We start from the raw sequence: 16,218 nt of genomic DNA, 5'->3' as shown, positions 1-16,218 counted from the left end.
GAACAGAGAGCATGGCCATGCCGCAGCCCGATCCATTTTCCACATCGCCAGTGCTGCTCGGTGGTGAGAACCGCTCGGGCACTACCTTGCTGAGCATCGTACTGGACTCGCATCTGGATCTGGTAGTCGGGCCGGAGATCGACTTCCTCGAACCGCCCAATCTAGGACCACACATACTGCGCGCGATCGACCTGCTTGCGGCCGGCGATTCCCGAGTCACGGGCACGACCAAAAACGCGATTGATCCGTTCTGGTATGACGGGGTGCATTTTGTGGTGCAGTGCCGCCGGTTCGGTCTCGACTTTGATGACACGCGCGAGCTGGTCAGCAAGGTCGTGGTCGAGGCGGGCAGCGACATCGTTTCGTTCGCCGACCGATGCCGGCTCATCAACGAGATCGGTGAGTTGCGCCGAGCGCGCAGCGGAGCCCGGCGCTGGGGATTGAAACTGCAGCGTAAGATCACCAAGATCGACGACTTCGCCCGGCTGTGGCCGCGTGCACATTTCGTGCATATCGTGCGGGACGGTCGCGACGTTGCCGCCTCGCATCTGAAAACCGTTCCCGATTGGGGGTACCGAACTGTTGCTGACGCCGCGCACGGCTGGCTTGACGTGGTGTCCCAGCCGCATCGGATCGCGCCACCCGGGCGTTATCTCGAGGTGCGTTACGAGGATCTTATGAACAGCCCCCGCCCCACTCTGACTCGAATCCTCGCCCACCTCGGCTTACCCTGGGACGAGGCCGTGCTGCGTCACGCCGAATACGAGCACGCATTGTTCGAACAACCGCACGGTCATCCGGCGGCGGAGGCTGCAGGAAAGCCGCTGCACCAAGGTCGGATCGGTCGTCACGTCCAAGATCTGACGCGAACCCAGATTGCCGAGTTCGAGCAGATCGCCGAAAGCGAGCTGGCCCGACTAGGGTATCTTTCGGCCCCAAGCCTGTCTGGCGACGCGTGAGGCACCGGCCCCGTTCCGCCGCGCCTCGCGGACTGCCACGCAGCTACCTTGCACTGCTCGTCGGCCAGACCATTTCGCTGCTGGGCTCCAACGTAACCATGCTGGCGCTGCCGCTGACCGCAATTACCTTGCTGGACGCGGGACCGGCGCAGACGGGGCTGCTGCTGGCCTGCGGTCGAGCGCCGTGCCTGGTTGTGAGCCTGTTCGCCGGAGTCATCGTGGACCGCCTCCCGCACCGGCGCATCCTTTTGACCGCCAACGTGGTGATGGCGGCAATGTTGGCCACGATTCCGTTGTTCGCCAGCCTTGGACATCTTGGAATGGTTCAGCTTTATACGACAAGCATACTGGTTGGGGTTGCCGCGGTGATCGCGGACGTGGCTTATCTGGCGTGCATACCCACGGTCGTAGACCGCTCTCAGCTGGTTCGGGCGCAGAGTTCACTGGAGCTTAGCCAGGCGAGCGCGATGGCTGTGGGTCCGTTCCTCGCCGGTTGGCTCGTCAACGCACTCTCCGCCCCGACCGCGATCCTGGCGGACTCGGTCTCGTTCCTGGTTGCCGCCGCGTTGCTTTCGCTGGTGCCGATGCGTGCCGCCGGCTGCTCGGCAGCCGCGTCCAGCGCGGTGCTCGGCCAAGTGGCCGAGGGGCTGGCGGGCGTGTTTGGCAATCCGGTATTGAGGGCCGTCACGTTGGCCAGCGGCACATTCATCTTTTGGCACAACGCGTATTCTGCGGCTTTTCTGCTGCATCTGACCAAAGACCTCGGGTTCGACAGCCGGATCATCGGCATGGTGCTTGGCATCGGCGCACTTGGCGGTGTGGTCGGCGCCGCCAGCTCACCGTGGGCGGGCCGGGCAATCGGACTCGGCCCGGTCTTGATGATCGGTTTGGCGGTGAGCGCCGCGGGCATGAGCTTGGCGGCCCTGCTCATCCAACCCTTCTGGGCCGCGGTGGCATGCGTGGCGCTCTCCCAATTCATTCTGTGGATCGGCCAAGGGATCTACAACGTGCAGCAGGTTCCCATTCGGTATGCGTTGGTCCCGCAGCGCTTGCAAGGCCGGGTCAATGCGAGCATTCGCGGCGTAGTGTGGGGACTGGGTTCATTGGGTGCGCTGGCCGGCGGCGCGGCCGCTGGTGCGACAGGCCTGCGCGCCACGTTGCTCGCGAGCAGCGTGCTTGGTACCGCCTCGATCGTTTGGATTTGGCTGTCGCCGTTGCGCCACACGCGCAGCCTGCCGTGACCATCGCGACGGACCCGCTCATGGACATCAAGGAATTTGGCGATATTGATCGGCAGCCGGTTCGGCTGGTGGTGTGGCGAGTCACAGTTCCCGACCCTGTCAGCTGGCGGCCCGACCCGCGCCGTGCGTCCCATGTTCAGGAGGAGCATCTTCGCTCTGCGGACGATGGCCGGCCAGGCTGGCTCGGCGCCGCGTTCGAGTTGCCTGGCGAGTTCAACGTAGCTGCGCTGACGAACGCGATCCTTGGCTGGGTCAACCGGCACGAGGCATTACGCAGACGCTTGCCAAGAATGGATCAGCCCTTCATCGCACCACGATTGATCCAGGCGCGGCAGCGCTAGAGCAAACCGTGGTGGTGACTGCGCAGGTCCCGACGAAATTGCCCAGCTGCTGGAAGACCTGTTCGACGCGGAGACCAACCCGCTGCGCTGGCCGGCTTATGTCTTCTTGACGATCAGCCGGCCAACATCCACGAGCTTCCTGCTCGCCTCCGACCACTCCGTCAGCGATGCCTACTCGATGGCCATGGTTCCATATGAGATCCGCGAGCTGTACACAGCCGCGATGCATGGTGGGGCACCTCGGTTGGCACCGGTGCACAGCTATCTGGACCACGCTGAGTCCGAACGAGAGCGACTGAGCGACCTGACCGATGCCCATCCTGCAGTTGGCCATTGGCGCGAGCTGATTGCAGCGACGACGATCAATTGCCGGATTTTCCGCTACCACTCGGTGCGCCGGAAGGAACCCTAGAGGCACCGAACGAATGTGGCTGCTCGATGCGGCCGGGGCATCCGAATTCGATCGCGGGTGCAGGTCCCACGGCGGAAACGCGGCGACGGGGATTTTCGCTGGCGCTGGCGGGAAAGACACCGGCGAACCAACGACAATTCCACACCGTTGCGCCTTTTCACACCCGATACGATCTGCGGTCGATGCGTTCGGTTGGATGGTATGTCGGATGAGCCCGGTCAGCTTCCGGGTGGCCGATACGTTGCCGGAAATCCTGCGCGCTGCCCGGCTCGAATCCAAACGCGCCAAGACGACAGCTCAGGTACCATTTCAAAGGCGATGGAGCTGCTCGGCGCCGCGCTGCGCGACCGCTTCATGGTATCCTATATGGACAACCGGACCGTGCCCGGTCCGGACTGCTGGCCGCAATGGCGGACGAGATTCCTAATTGGTCGTCGTTCTGATCCTTGCGAGATACACCTATGGGTCAGTCGCTAGCAGGACGGAATTTGCGCGAACTTCTGTCATCCCGGCACCGCCATCGCGCAAACCGCGATGGACGACTATCTCGCTGAAGTGGTCGCGCAGGCCGCCTGATCAGCGGCGCTCGTCCGCGCCGCGGCTCTCAATTGACCGCCTGGGCGCCTGTTAGTTGGCCTTTCTTGGCGCCGGACACCGGCTCCCGATACGATCGCAATCACCCGTTCAGAAGCAGGAGCACACTCAGGAGATCATCCGCTCGTCACCATGCCGGGAGCGCGTCGTGTGGGAGGCGCGCGCCATCGAAGCATATGCCCCGTCAACCCGGCAGTAACGTGGTGCCAGCGAAATTGCTTGCGGGCGGCCAGTGAGAGATGAGGGCCATGATCGCAAGGCTAAGCCAAATGAGTGTTGTTCCAGACAGTGACAGGCACGGTGCCGACTGGCATGTTGGATTTACAACAACTCAGATATTGCGAGCTAGCATCCTAGCATGCATCTTTTTTGCATTGAGCTAGTGTGGCACAGCCGTTGCAAAGTCTTCACTCAATAGGTGGATTCGTCCCTGCCCGGCGGACCGAATGGTTCTGCGGGATCATGAGCTGCTGCAGTCATATTCGCACGCGATGACGCAGATGACCTTCGAATGAGGCTTGCCACCACCGACGTAACGAAGAGATACAGACCCATCAGGGTTTGAAGAAGCCGAAGAAGGAAGCCAAGGCGCGGGCTGCGCATCAACTACGTCAGCGAGGCGTCTATCTTGTCGCAGGCCAACGAGCAACCCCAACGAGAGGACCATGCGACAAGCTCATCCAATGAGGGACCACGCTCTCCATGCACCCCGTCTCACGGGCGATCTCAATCTGGCCGAACGCTAATGCGTCAGTTCGCTTTAACTGAGACAACAATAGAAACGTTAAGCGCGTGACGAAACTGGCGCATCTGAAGGAATTAAGAGAACTGATGCAGTTGCTTTGGCATTTGTTCGAAGCAGTGCACCAGCTTCCCAGAGGGCCAGAGCATTCAGCAGCCGTTCAGAACATTAAACGCTTTGAGCGCCGGCTGGTCGTGTTGGTTCAAGAATCTGAAAGAGCTCGGGCTGCTGACCGCGAAGTCGTCGGTCCTGCCGGCTCGCACAATAATAGACCCCGTGGCCCAGTCCTACGGCAATCAACGAGACGCCGGATAGGCAGCCGTTAGAAGCGCGTATTCTTGAGCAGTACATCACCTTCCACGTCGCGGGGATAATGGGCTGCCACTTCGAATGACGGTAATAGGTCGAGAATGGCCTGCAGGGACAGCTGCCCTTCGTAGAGCTCGCGGTCGCTATATTCCGTGTAGATGAAGCGCGTGTTGCCCACGGTCTGCGTGCCGCCGGCGATGACATCGGCCTCCGCTCCTTGGACATCCATCCAGATGAAATCGACGGTATTCAGATTGGCCTCGCTGCACCAATCGTCCAGCCGTCGGGTTTCTACCGAGAACGGGCGATCGAACCGAACCCAATCATACTCGGTAAGATGATTTTTCGGGCGGCGTATCGAGCCGGAGAGGTCCCATTCCTTCGCATCACCATCTGCATTGCTTGGATGGAAGTCAATCATCCCGTTTCGATCACTGATCGCGATTTCGAGCAGCTTCACCCTATCGAGGGACGGACCCAGCTTTTTCTTGAAGCGGGCGATCGCTCGAGGGTCTGGCTCAAAGCAGTAGAGCTGAGCTTGTGGGCACAGGGTGAGAAACTGTTGCGTATCGGTTCCGTCATTGCAGCCGATATCCAAGATGACCGGATTCGGCTTCTGAAGAAGTGAGACGATGTGCTGATGTACTTCTACAGATGACACAGGTTCTTGTTCCTTGGGCGCGGCGATCGGTTGAATCTCTTTCTCGAACCCGCAATCACACGCCGGACGCTCCGGCACAATTTATATCAACGTATATAATCCATATGCCGGCCCAGCCCCTTTTATCCGTGATGGCCATCTGGACGGCGTGACACAAATGGGAGCCTGTCGGAGCGGGAGCCGCAGCAATTGCCCTGCAACGACCGTTCTATCTAGGAAGCGGGTACATCGGGACGTGCACGAGAATCGAATAGCGAATGCCGGTGTGCTGTCCCGACGGTCGAACGATCGGCTTCGCCGCACTTTGTCCGTTGGCCGCCTTGATGGAGCGATCGAGGACAGAGTAATCGCTCCCGCGCCAAAATGACCAATTACCTCGATCACAGTTGCGACCAGCCAAATTTCATCCTGCCAGCTGACCGTTGCCCTTCCAAATCTGCGCAGTCGCGATCTTTCAGAATCGCAGTCATAGATTGTTCGGCCTAGAGCGGAACGAGTTCACGCGGAACGTTCGTGATGGCGAACTCCAGATCGGCCGATCTCCGCTCAAGGATGACCACCGAAATCCTCGCACGGATACGCGCCCCCCAAAAAGCGGGTCAACCGGCAACAGCGAGCTTTCAATGTTGCTGGTGCACGTATTCCGACTACTAGCATCGAATTTGTCAGGTTCGAGACAGTATCGATGTCTCGAACGCACGCACATACCACGAAGGATTCGCAAATCTGTATTGTGCACGAGGCACGGCACTTGCTTTTGTTCAGGGCATTGTCACCCGACTTTCGGGGCGATGATGTGGTGACGTTTCACGTACGACGTCGTTTTGCTTTTGAGAGAAGCAAAGACCTTGGCAGTTTTTTGGGTAGTGACATCTGGGCCACTGGCGAGGGGAGCGATTAGTCGTCGGCGATCGCCTCGTCACCATCGGCGGTGGACTTCTTAGCTATGCCAGGACATAGGCCGATTCCACGATCCCAATGTTTGCCGCACCTGTATCTCGCGGGATTGAAGTTGCTCGCCGCCGCGTCCATGTTGGTGGCCAGCATACCTGGAGCGCCGGCCACCGACTCGAATGACCGTGGTTCGACAAGTTCTCGAGCAAAGTTCCTTGCGCTATACATTTTGGATTTCAAGCACTCGCAACGACGTCTTGTGCTGACCAACCCCGTCGTCGACCTTTTCTGTATCGATCGGCCCAATGCTCCGCTGGCTACCGCCAGCTTTCCAGCACTCTCGTGTCTTCGTCATTGGCCGGAGTCTCTGAGCAGCAATGAGCAACCAAGCTGCACTCGTCACATTCTAAAACACTGCGCGCAAGATCAAGTTGCCGAATTTGCTGGAACGGGAGTTTTCGGGCAGCAGCGTCCGAAACTCTTTGCGGATGGGCTAGGAAATTTTGACCTGATAGCCACTCCCGCTTCCGTCGGAAACCATACATTTACATCCTCGAACGGGACCAAAATCACCTACACCCTGATCATGGCCTTTAATGCCAGCCGCAATGCCTTTGGACCTCAGGTGTATATGGACGCAGACAATAAAGCTGCGGCGTGCGCGATCTCGCCCTCCGACACGGAAACAATCGACGGATTCCGGAATTCGCTGGCTGACGCTTTCGTCCAAGAGGCTGCCGATCCCGGCACAGGACTTCCTCGCATAAACGTCGAACGATCCATTGCGGATGACTGGGCCGCCAAGGCTACGAATGGTATCATGAGCCGTTGTCTGCTGGCGAACAATGATGGTGGCGCTCCAATAATGATAGCCGCTCATGGATCGGGTCTTGACCTTTATTGAGTTCAGCCTGCCTTGGAACCACCGTTTCCAGAGGAGCTTCTGCAACCGAAGACATGGGTGATGCTTGCTATTGGGCGATGCAAGTTCTGGCGTCCAAAGTGAAACAGCATCGATCCCGTCGCAGGCGCAGCACCGGCAGTTGAAGGCCACTGATTGCTTTCTCGGCCGCTAAGAACGCGCCCATCTAATTGGCCTTTTTCACAGAAGTAAAGCCGGCCAGAAGACGGACGGAAATTCAGGAAGGTTCGCTGAGGGCGAACACGTGCTCAACGAGCGCGAGATCGTCCGGCCCGACCTAGCGGCATGCTGAAGTAGCTTCTGGTATGGCAGACGCGGCGCGACTGCCTTAGCCGGTTGCTTTCACGAGGCGGGTCACTCGCAAAGCAACGCGCATTGTATCCATCTCGCTTACGGGCGTTAACGCCGGCCGAGAGTGCGGTGTGGCAGCGGTGATTTCGCGGACTGGAGCTTCGAGAATCGTCACCATTGACAATTCATGTTGTTGTCGCGGCGATCGGCGTCCGATCTGAGACGTCAATGTCGCAGACCCTACGGTACGACGGCAGGGTTCGCCGACGTCACCAGAGATGCAATGGCACGTCAATTGCTTCAGATGCGAGGCATTTCGTTGTGTCGATGACGGATCGCAGCCCCCTTAACGGTTCAGATGGGACCTCGTCCGATTGATTCAAATTAGTGCTATGATGGGGCTGTCGCGTGGGTCGTACGACGCGCTCGTTAGCTGGGATTGTTGCGGTGCTTCTCCCGGTCGGCAGGTATGCCTTGCTGAGCTCGTGGAGTGCATATGCGCGATCGCTCGCCGCCGAGGCTTAATGCTTATCATCGCGGGTGTTATTGCGACCGCTTGCGGCGTTATTGCCCCCGCGGCCGCATGGGCGCAAGGTTTCATCTACAATCAACATCAACCGCGAGCTACCCGGCCAAACGTGATCGACGACAACCACATACTCGTTCAGGCGATCGAGGTCGATTACGACTACAACAACCAGCATATCTCGGCCGTCGGCAACGTGCAGATGTTCTATAACGGCACCAGCGTGGAGGCCGACAAGGTCATCTACGACCAGAAGACCAAGCGTCTTCATGCCGAAGGCAACGTCCGCATGACCGATGCGGAAGGCAGGATCACCTACGCCAACATCATGGATCTCAGCGACGACTACCGTGACGGTTTCGTCGATTCACTGCGCGTCGATACTGAAGACCAGACCCGGATGGCAGCGACCCGCGCCGATCGCTCCAGTGGCAATTACACGGTGTTCGACAACGGCGTTTATACCGCCTGCGCGCCCTGTAAGGATGATCCGAAGAAGCCGCCGCTCTGGCAGGTCAAGGGCGCGCGCATCATCCATAATCAGACCGAGAAGATGCTGTATTTCGAGAACGCCCAGCTCGAATTCTTCGGCGTTCCGATGGCGTATCTGCCCTACTTCTCGACGCCCGATCCGACCGTGAAGCGCAAGAGCGGCTTCCTGATGCCGGGCTTCACCAGCTACACGGCGTTCGGCTACGGCGTCGAAATCCCGTATTATTGGGCGATCGCGCCCGACATGGACGCGACCTTCAGTCCGCGCATCACCTCGAAGCAGGGTGTGCTGCTGCAGACCGAATTCCGCCAGCGCTTCGCGGACGGCTCCTATCAGATCCGGCTTTACGGCATCGACCAGATCGATCAGGACGCCTTCAAGGGCCAGCCTGGTGACCGCCAGTTCCGCTGGGGCGTCGACACCAAGGGCCAGTTCGCGCTGAACGACAAATGGGTCTGGGGCTGGGACGGCGTCGTGCTGTTCGACTACTTCTTCATGTCCGACTACCGGCTCGCCCAGTACAAGGATCCGTTCGGTTCGTTCCTGTCGCTGCCGACCGAAGCGATCTCGCAGCTCTATCTGACCGGTGTCGGCAATCGCAGCTTCTTTGACGCGCGCGCGATCTACTACCTCAGCTACTCGGGCAACCAGAACCAGGTCCCGGTGGTCGCGCCCGTGATCGACTACAACAACGTGATCAACAACAACGTCCTGGGCGGCGAGTTCAGCTACAAGATGAACTTCGTCAACCTGACCCGCGAAACCGCGGTGTTCGATCCGATCACGACGACCGCCAACACCAACAGCCTGTGCACGACCGCCTCCGCCGATCCGATGGCGCGGTTGCCGTCGCAGTGCCTGCTGCGCGGCATGCCAGGCACCTACACAAGGCTGACGGCCGAGGCGCAGTGGCGCAAGTCCTACACCGACCCGCTCGGCCAGATCTGGACGCCGTTCGCCAGTGTCCGCGCCGATGCGATCAACGCCGACATCTCGAATCAGCCGGGCGTTTCCAACTTCCTGCCGGTCGGCGATACCCAGACGGTCCGCTTCATGCCGACCGTCGGCCTCGAATACCGCTACCCCTTCATCAACGTGCAGCCGTGGGGCACGACCACCGTCGAGCCGATTGCGCAGGTCATCATCCGGCCGGACGAACCCAAGGCCGGCAAGCTTCCTAACGAGGACGCACAAAGCTTTGTGTTCGACACCAGCAACCTGTTCGCGGTCGACAAGTTCTCCGGCTACGACCGTGTCGAGGGCGGCAGCCGCGCCAATGTCGGCGTGCAGGCCACCACGCAGTTCGATCGCGGTGGCAGTGTCAAGACGATGTTCGGACAGTCCTACCAGATGTTCGGGCTGAATTCGTATTCGGTCGCCGATATGACCAACACCGGCATCGATTCCGGCCTGCAGAACCCGCGCTCGGATTATGTCGCGAGCGTCGCCTATTCGCCCAACCGTACCTACACCTTCAGCGTCCGCTCGCGGATGGACGAAGCGACCTGGAACATCAACCGGTTCGAGGCCCAGGCCAGCGCGAACTTCGAGCGCTGGTCTGCAAGCGTGATGTATGGCGAATATGCCGCACAGCCGGAACTCGGTTATCTGGCCCGCCGCGAGGGTATCATGACCTCCGGTTCGCTGAAGGTCGCCACGAATTGGGTGGTGACGGGTTCGGCGCGTTGGGATCTCCAAACCAACAAGGTCAATCAATATGTTCTCGGCGGCGGCTATGTCGACGATTGCTTCGTGCTGGCGGCGAACTTCGTAAGTTCCTACAACTACTCCGTTGGTTCGGCACCGCCCGTGCTGAACAAGACCTACCTGCTCACTATCGGTCTACGAACGATCGGGGCAAATTCGGTCAGTTTTTGAGCGATGTGTCACTCCTGGAGAGGGACAATGCACATTATGGCTCTCTTAGAGCAGGCAGCTTCCTACACGGAAACATAGCCTGACTTTTCAGGATGGTTGGCGTACTTGTTGTGCAGCGTTAGGGTCACATTCATCGAGCGCAGCTCTTTATGGATCCTTGTGCATTGCACGCTTCGCCGGCGTCAGCTGCTAAATGCAGCCATCAGACGAAACAATCATGTGCTGCCCGGGCTGTCGTCAAAATCGGTGCTTCGATAGGTGTAATGGCCGCCAGCGCAATGTTGAGTAACCCTGGGCTCGATGTGTTTTGACGAAACGCAATGTCATTTTCGCAACAGCTTGGCGGGCTGTGTACATGATGGCGTTTGCTTCCGGACGAACACATGCGGAGGCCATGCGTGTGATTCAGCAGAATTGCAGGTAGGGATCGCCCCCTCATCTTTGGCCTGTCTCTTGCTATAACTGGGTTGTTCACAATCTGCCCATCGTCAACTCGTTCAAATGCTCAGGAGGCCTGCATGAATTTCCGTCCGCTTCACGACCGCGTCGTGGTCAAGCGCATCGACGCTGAAGAGAAAAGCGCTGGCGGCATCATCATTCCCGACACCGCCAAGGAAAAGCCCTCGCAGGGCGAAGTCATCGCAGTTGGCCCGGGCGGCCGTGACGAGACCGGCAAGCTGATTCCGATCGACGTCCAGGTCGACGACCGCGTGCTGTTCGGCAAGTGGTCGGGTACCGAGGTCAAGATCGACGGCCAGGAGCTGTTGATCATGAAGGAGAGCGACATCATGGGCGTTCTCACCGACGTGTTTTCCAAGAAGAAAGCCGCCTAATCCAGCGCTCGCACCGCTCACCCTGACGAGCGCCCGCCGGGCGCGCTGAAGGATGAGAAGATAAAAGGACTGAGGGAATTCATTATGTCAGCCAAAGAAGTCAAGTTCGGCGTAGACGCGCGCGACCGCATGCTGCGCGGTGTCGACATCCTCGCCAACGCCGTGCAGGTCACGCTGGGTCCGAAGGGCCGCAACGTGGTGCTCGAGAAGTCGTTCGGCGCTCCGCGGATCACCAAGGACGGCGTCGCCGTCGCCAAGGAGGTCGAGCTGGAGGAGAAGTTCGAGAACATGGGCGCGCAGATGGTGCGCGAGGTCGCTGCCAAGGCGGCGGACGCCGCCGGCGACGGCACCACCACCGCGACCGTGCTCGCGGCTGCCATCGTGCGCGAAGGCGCCAAGTCGGTCGCCGCTGGCATGAACCCGATGGACCTGAAGCGCGGTATCGACCTCGCGGTCGACGCCGTCGTTGCGGACCTCCAGAAGAACTCGAAGAAGGTCACCTCGAACGACGAGATCGCCCAGGTCGGCACCATCTCGGCCAATGGCGATGCCGAGATCGGCAAGTTCCTCGCCGACGCCATGAAGAAGGTCGGCAACGAGGGCGTGATCACGGTCGAGGAAGCCAAGTCGCTCGAGACCGAGCTCGACGTCGTCGAGGGCATGCAGTTCGATCGCGGCTACATCTCGCCCTACTTCGTCACCAACGCCGACAAGATGCGCGTTGAGATGGACGACGCCTACATCCTCATCAACGAGAAGAAGCTCTCCTCGCTGAACGAGCTGCTGCCGCTGCTCGAGGCCGTGGTGCAGACCGGCAAGCCGCTGGTCATCGTCGCCGAGGACGTCGAAGGCGAAGCCCTCGCCACCCTCGTCGTCAACCGCCTGCGTGGCGGCCTGAAGGTCGCGGCCGTCAAGGCTCCGGGCTTCGGCGATCGCCGCAAGGCCATGCTGCAGGACATCGCGATCCTGACCGGCGGCCAGGCCATCTCGGAAGACCTCGGCATCAAGCTCGAGAACGTCACGCTGCAGATGCTCGGTCGCGCCAAGAAGGTGATGATCGACAAGGAGAACACCACGATCGTCAACGGCGCCGGCAAGAAGGCCGACATCGACGCTCGCGTTGCCCAGATCAAGGCGCAGATCGAGGAAACCACCTCGGACTACGACCGTGAGAAGCTGCAGGAGCGTCTCGCCAAGCTCGCAGGCGGCGTCGCGGTGATCCGCGTCGGCGGCGCGACCGAAGTCGAGGTGAAGGAGCGCAAGGATCGCGTTGATGACGCGATGCATGCGACCCGCGCGGCTGTCGAGGAAGGTATCCTGCCGGGCGGCGGCGTCGCCCTGCTCCGTGCTTCCGAGCAGCTCAAGGGCCTGCGCACCAAGAACGACGACCAGAAGACCGGCGTCGAGATCGTGCGCAAGGCGCTGTCCTGGCCGGCCCGCCAGATCGCGATCAACGCCGGTGAGGACGGTTCGGTCATCGTCGGCAAGGTCCTCGAGAACGATCAGTACGCTTACGGCTTCGATGCGCAGACTGGCGAGTACAGCAATCTTGTCTCCAAGGGCATCATCGATCCGACCAAGGTCGTGCGTATCGCGGTCCAGAACGCCTCCTCGGTAGCGGCACTGCTGATCACCACGGAAGCGATGGTTGCCGAGCTGCCGAAGAAGAACCCCGGCGGCCCCGCAATGCCTCCGGGTGGCGGCATGGGCGGCATGGACTTCTGATCAAGCCCTTCAAAGCATCGATGACATGCACGACCCTGGCAGCAATGCCAGGGTCTTTGGAATTCGGGCGGGGTTGCAACGATCCGCAGGCTGACGAGATTGGGCGAATGCGGAATCAAGACTTGGCGACCTCAGAGGTCGATCTGCAGGCCGCCGGTCCGCCCCAGGTGGTCGCAGCACACGTTGACTTCCTGGCGTTGCGGCCCCATCCAGTCTCGCCGCAAACCGGCAAGCTTTCGGCTCGGATCCAGCAAATCATCGGCATTTCCCCGCCACCGGCGAGTGCGGCTGGAGGCAGACGAAAGCGAACGACCGCAAGAAGTTGCGAGCCGGGGCTTCGGCAACCGAAAGCGTATGAGGCTTATAGTCAGACGCCGCTTTGCAGGCGCCATTGAGCATCCCACTTTATCCATCGACGTTGCACACGGGCACCTCATCTATTTTGCTCCGTAGCTAGGCCGCGAAGCGCCTGCAAAAGCGGAAGTGCTTTCGTTTCGGTGAACTCCTCTCAAGCGAGCATCGTCTCACTCCGCCTGGGGGCATGACGGACCGCTCGCCAGGCTCTCCTTGGGAGAATCACAACTCAATGACTGGTGGTCACCGACCAAACCAGGGTTTCCTCCGAGAGGCCATATCGACAAGACGCATCTCGATGTGAGCTCGCGCAGCGCTCTGCGACGAACCCGATCTTGGGCAACCTCCTTCCACTGCGCTCGCATCCATGCATACCAATGTCTATTCGAGCTAGCCACGGGGATGATTGGCACGAAGCGCAGGTGCAATCATTATGGTCTCATGGACATGTACACTCGAGTTGACTCCCTATTCGAGGAGGCGCAGGAACGCACAGCTGAAGGCGGTGCACCTGGCCTATATTCCAGTTTAATCGATGACCTCAGTCAGTTGAATTTCGCAGATGCAGATGAACGTCGAGCGTTCCCTCCGACCCTACACAGCATATTGGCAAGGCATGGACTCTTCGGGCTCACTGCACCCGCCGAGCACGGCGGATTAGCTCTTTCCTTGCAAGAGGCAATCGACCTCATCTCGGCCACTGCATCCTTCGATATCTCGGCTGCCTCTACCCTCGTTATCCATAACTTCCTGGCCTTGCCCTGCATCGAAGCGGCACCGCACATCCCTGAACAGAAGCATGTCATGTGGGGTGCCACACGCGGCGACCTTTGCGCTTTCGCTTTGACGGAGCCTGGAGCTGGCTCTGCCCCGCGGCACATAGAGGCTTCGGCTTTCATAGACGAAGATAGAGTTCGCATCTCTGGCCGCAAGATTTGGATTGGCCTCGCTGACTGGGCTCGCTGGATCGTTTGCTTTGCGCGAGCCTCTGGTCCCGGACATGCGAAAGGTCGGCTTGTCGGTGTGCTCGTTGATAGGCAGGCTCCGGGCCTAAAGGTCACGCACGAGCATCGCACACTCGGTCTGCGTGGCATCATTCAAAATACCCTCGAGTTCCAGAATGTCGAGGTGCCGAGCGCTTACGTGCTCTCTCGCGATCAAGACGGCTGGGGGGCAGCGGCATCCAGCATGAACCGCGGGCGTATCGGCGTGGCTGCTATGGGTCTTGGAGCCCTTGAGCGCGCGATCCAGGTCGCAGCCTCATATGCAAGCCATCGTCGACTGGGTAAGCTGCGCATGATTGAGAACAGCTATATCGAGCAGTTATTTGGGCAGCTGGTGCTCCGGCGGGAAGTAGTGAAGGCAATGCTGGGGGCGTCCTGCCGACTTGTCTCAGCGCAGGGCGGCCCCAACGTCCACCTTGCGTCGGCAACGAAGGTTTTGTCGTCGGAGTGGTGCGGCCTCGTCGCTGATCAATGCGTCCAGCTGTTAGGTGGCCGTGGTTACGATGAGGGAACGCCTGTAGCTAAAATCTATCGAGACGCTCGCATTCTCCGCATCTTCGAAGGTCCAACCGAGACGCTCCTATCACATCTCGGCCGCTGCCTTCTCTCTAGAGCCACACGTGACGAAATAGCCGATCTTTTTCTTTCTCTTGATGCGGCGCCAGTCCATGCTGCTGCGATTGAGGAACTCGCTGGGCTCAATGAGACAGACGGTGCCGTGCTCATTTACGCGGGTTGGCTCACCACACTGGGACTGGCACAAGCCGTCATGTCTGCTGGTTGCTTCTCCGCGTCAGATTGTGCCAATGCCGCGGCTGACCTGGTCAGTTCCGAATTAGCAACTCTCCGTACTCGAGCGCCGGCACGGCTGTCTTTCGAAGGCCGCATTCGCGCTAGTCGAACTCTGAATACCTTCCTTCAAGACGCAGCTTCTTCCATCCGCTCACCTGTCCTCACAAACGATTATCTCAAGTTGGTGCAGTACGTCTGACATCCTAGCTAGTAAGGTGAGCGAGGGCCGGTACGCGGCCGGCATTGCAAGCGCGCCGATTGGCGCTCGGCCGTCAGCGAACGCTTGCCAAGCCAACAAATCGGCGATCGGGCGGGCTCAAGGCGGACGCGTATCGCGCGAGCCTTGAGCCAGCTCGATCACAGGCCAGCTTGACCTACCGCTCCTCCGTGGAGCGCGCGGACACGCGTGGAAAGCAAGGAGCGCGCGACATGTGCGCCGACTGATCCTACCGCGCTGGCCGAAGGCGCCGTGCAGCTCGCCGATCAAGCTTCCTGGGCGCGGGTGGCATTATCCTGATCACTGTATTTCAGAATTACTCCTTTTGAAATGGAGGAAGTGACAGACATCATAGCACTCAGCATTGCTTAAGCGGAAGCCACAGGCCGATATGCGCCTCTCCAGAAAGAACGGATCGAAGGCGAACGCCTGGAACCCGTTGGAGCAGTCTAAGCGGACATAGTCATCCGTACGCACCACACCCTGCACGGAGATGCCACAAAGATCATAGTATTCGAGGCGCGCAACCGTTGCGGTCTCGCTCGTTGAAAAGAGCGACAAAGCAAGATCGAAGGGCGCCTGGCAGACCAGTGTGAGAAATTCCATTGGCGCATCCATCGTACCGAGAAAATTGAACGGCAATATGCTAAGCACCCGTCCGCCATATCGGATCATTATCTCATTGATCAGCCGGGTTCTTTTGAAGAATTTGTTAGCCTCACATCGGATAACCGCTCCGCGCCCATTTTTTAACCGCCGTGCACGAGGTGGATTTATATCGATGCCAAGGTAATCATTGTAATCGCCTTTGACGCCGATCAGGCGATAGCCGTTACAACCTACCTCAATGATCAACTCGTATCGGCTCGCGCGCAGGAGATCGCGATAGAAGCGTCTCTCATAATCATGGAACCGACGCACCTTAGCGGTGAAGTGGTTCGGACACATGAGACGCATGCCTGCGTCGCCGCGATAGATCGCTCGATTGACTTGCTCCGATTGGCGGGCAGAGGAGTTCACCGTTGCCTCA

Annotated in this window: 11 protein-coding genes; 9 read left to right on the top strand and 2 right to left on the bottom strand. The window is 59.6% G+C overall.

Translation table 11 applies throughout. From position 1 onward, the window contains the following. The first annotated feature begins 11 nt into the window (after positions 1–11). From AAFG13_RS38265 to AAFG13_RS38250, 4 genes are all read left to right on the top strand, one after another. Positions 12–959 (top strand): sulfotransferase, encoded by a 948-nt coding sequence (locus AAFG13_RS38265; protein ID WP_342710150.1) that lies wholly within the window; start codon positions 12–14, stop codon positions 957–959. Continuing rightward, complete coding sequence (locus tag AAFG13_RS38260) at positions 956–2,200, top strand: MFS transporter (protein WP_342710149.1); 1,245 nt, start codon at positions 956–958, stop codon at positions 2,198–2,200. Before AAFG13_RS38265 ends, AAFG13_RS38260 begins: the two co-directional genes overlap by 4 nt. A gap of 20 nt (positions 2,201–2,220) precedes the next feature. Beyond that, entirely contained in the window at positions 2,221–2,541 is a 321-nt protein-coding gene (locus tag AAFG13_RS38255; RefSeq protein ID WP_342710148.1) for a hypothetical protein, read from the top strand. Between the two features lie 106 nt (positions 2,542–2,647). Then, a complete protein-coding gene (locus tag AAFG13_RS38250) occupies positions 2,648–2,953 on the top strand; it encodes a hypothetical protein (RefSeq protein ID WP_342710147.1) in 306 nt (101 codons plus the stop codon). A 1,658-nt stretch (positions 2,954–4,611) separates the two neighbouring features. On the opposite strand, the gene AAFG13_RS38245 is transcribed toward AAFG13_RS38250, so the two are convergent. Then, positions 4,612–5,259 carry an FkbM family methyltransferase gene (locus AAFG13_RS38245; protein WP_342713500.1) on the bottom strand — a complete coding sequence of 216 codons (648 nt, stop codon included), beginning with the start codon at positions 5,257–5,259 and terminating at the stop codon, positions 4,612–4,614. 1,012 nt (positions 5,260–6,271) lie between these two features. On the opposite strand from AAFG13_RS38245, the gene AAFG13_RS38240 reads away from it, so the two are divergent. From AAFG13_RS38240 to AAFG13_RS38220, 5 genes are all read left to right on the top strand, one after another. Further along, positions 6,272–7,057 carry a hypothetical protein gene (locus tag AAFG13_RS38240; protein ID WP_342710146.1) on the top strand — a complete coding sequence of 262 codons (786 nt, stop codon included), beginning with the start codon at positions 6,272–6,274 and terminating at the stop codon, positions 7,055–7,057. Between the two features lie 833 nt (positions 7,058–7,890). Next, on the top strand, positions 7,891–10,263 hold the full coding sequence (locus tag AAFG13_RS38235; protein WP_342710145.1) for an LPS-assembly protein LptD: 2,373 nt from the start codon (positions 7,891–7,893) through the stop codon (positions 10,261–10,263). Between the two features lie 518 nt (positions 10,264–10,781). After that, on the top strand, positions 10,782–11,096 hold the full coding sequence (locus AAFG13_RS38230) for a co-chaperone GroES (RefSeq protein ID WP_342710144.1): 315 nt from the start codon (positions 10,782–10,784) through the stop codon (positions 11,094–11,096). 84 nt (positions 11,097–11,180) lie between these two features. Beyond that, complete coding sequence (groL, locus tag AAFG13_RS38225; RefSeq protein WP_342710143.1) at positions 11,181–12,821, top strand: chaperonin GroEL; 1,641 nt, start codon at positions 11,181–11,183, stop codon at positions 12,819–12,821. A gap of 756 nt (positions 12,822–13,577) precedes the next feature. Next, positions 13,578–15,170, top strand: coding sequence for an acyl-CoA dehydrogenase family protein (locus AAFG13_RS38220; protein ID WP_342710142.1), 1,593 nt, complete (start codon positions 13,578–13,580; stop codon positions 15,168–15,170). A gap of 318 nt (positions 15,171–15,488) precedes the next feature. On the opposite strand, the gene AAFG13_RS38215 is transcribed toward AAFG13_RS38220, so the two are convergent. Next, entirely contained in the window at positions 15,489–16,208 is a 720-nt protein-coding gene (locus tag AAFG13_RS38215; protein ID WP_342710141.1) for a hypothetical protein, read from the bottom strand. Between the last annotated feature and the right edge of the window lie 10 nt (positions 16,209–16,218).

The organism is Bradyrhizobium sp. B124, from assembly GCF_038967635.1.
Taxonomy (GTDB): Bacteria; Pseudomonadota; Alphaproteobacteria; order Rhizobiales; family Xanthobacteraceae; genus Bradyrhizobium.
The sequence above is the reverse complement of the archived record's forward strand: the minus strand, read 5'-3'. Positions and strand labels throughout refer to the sequence as shown.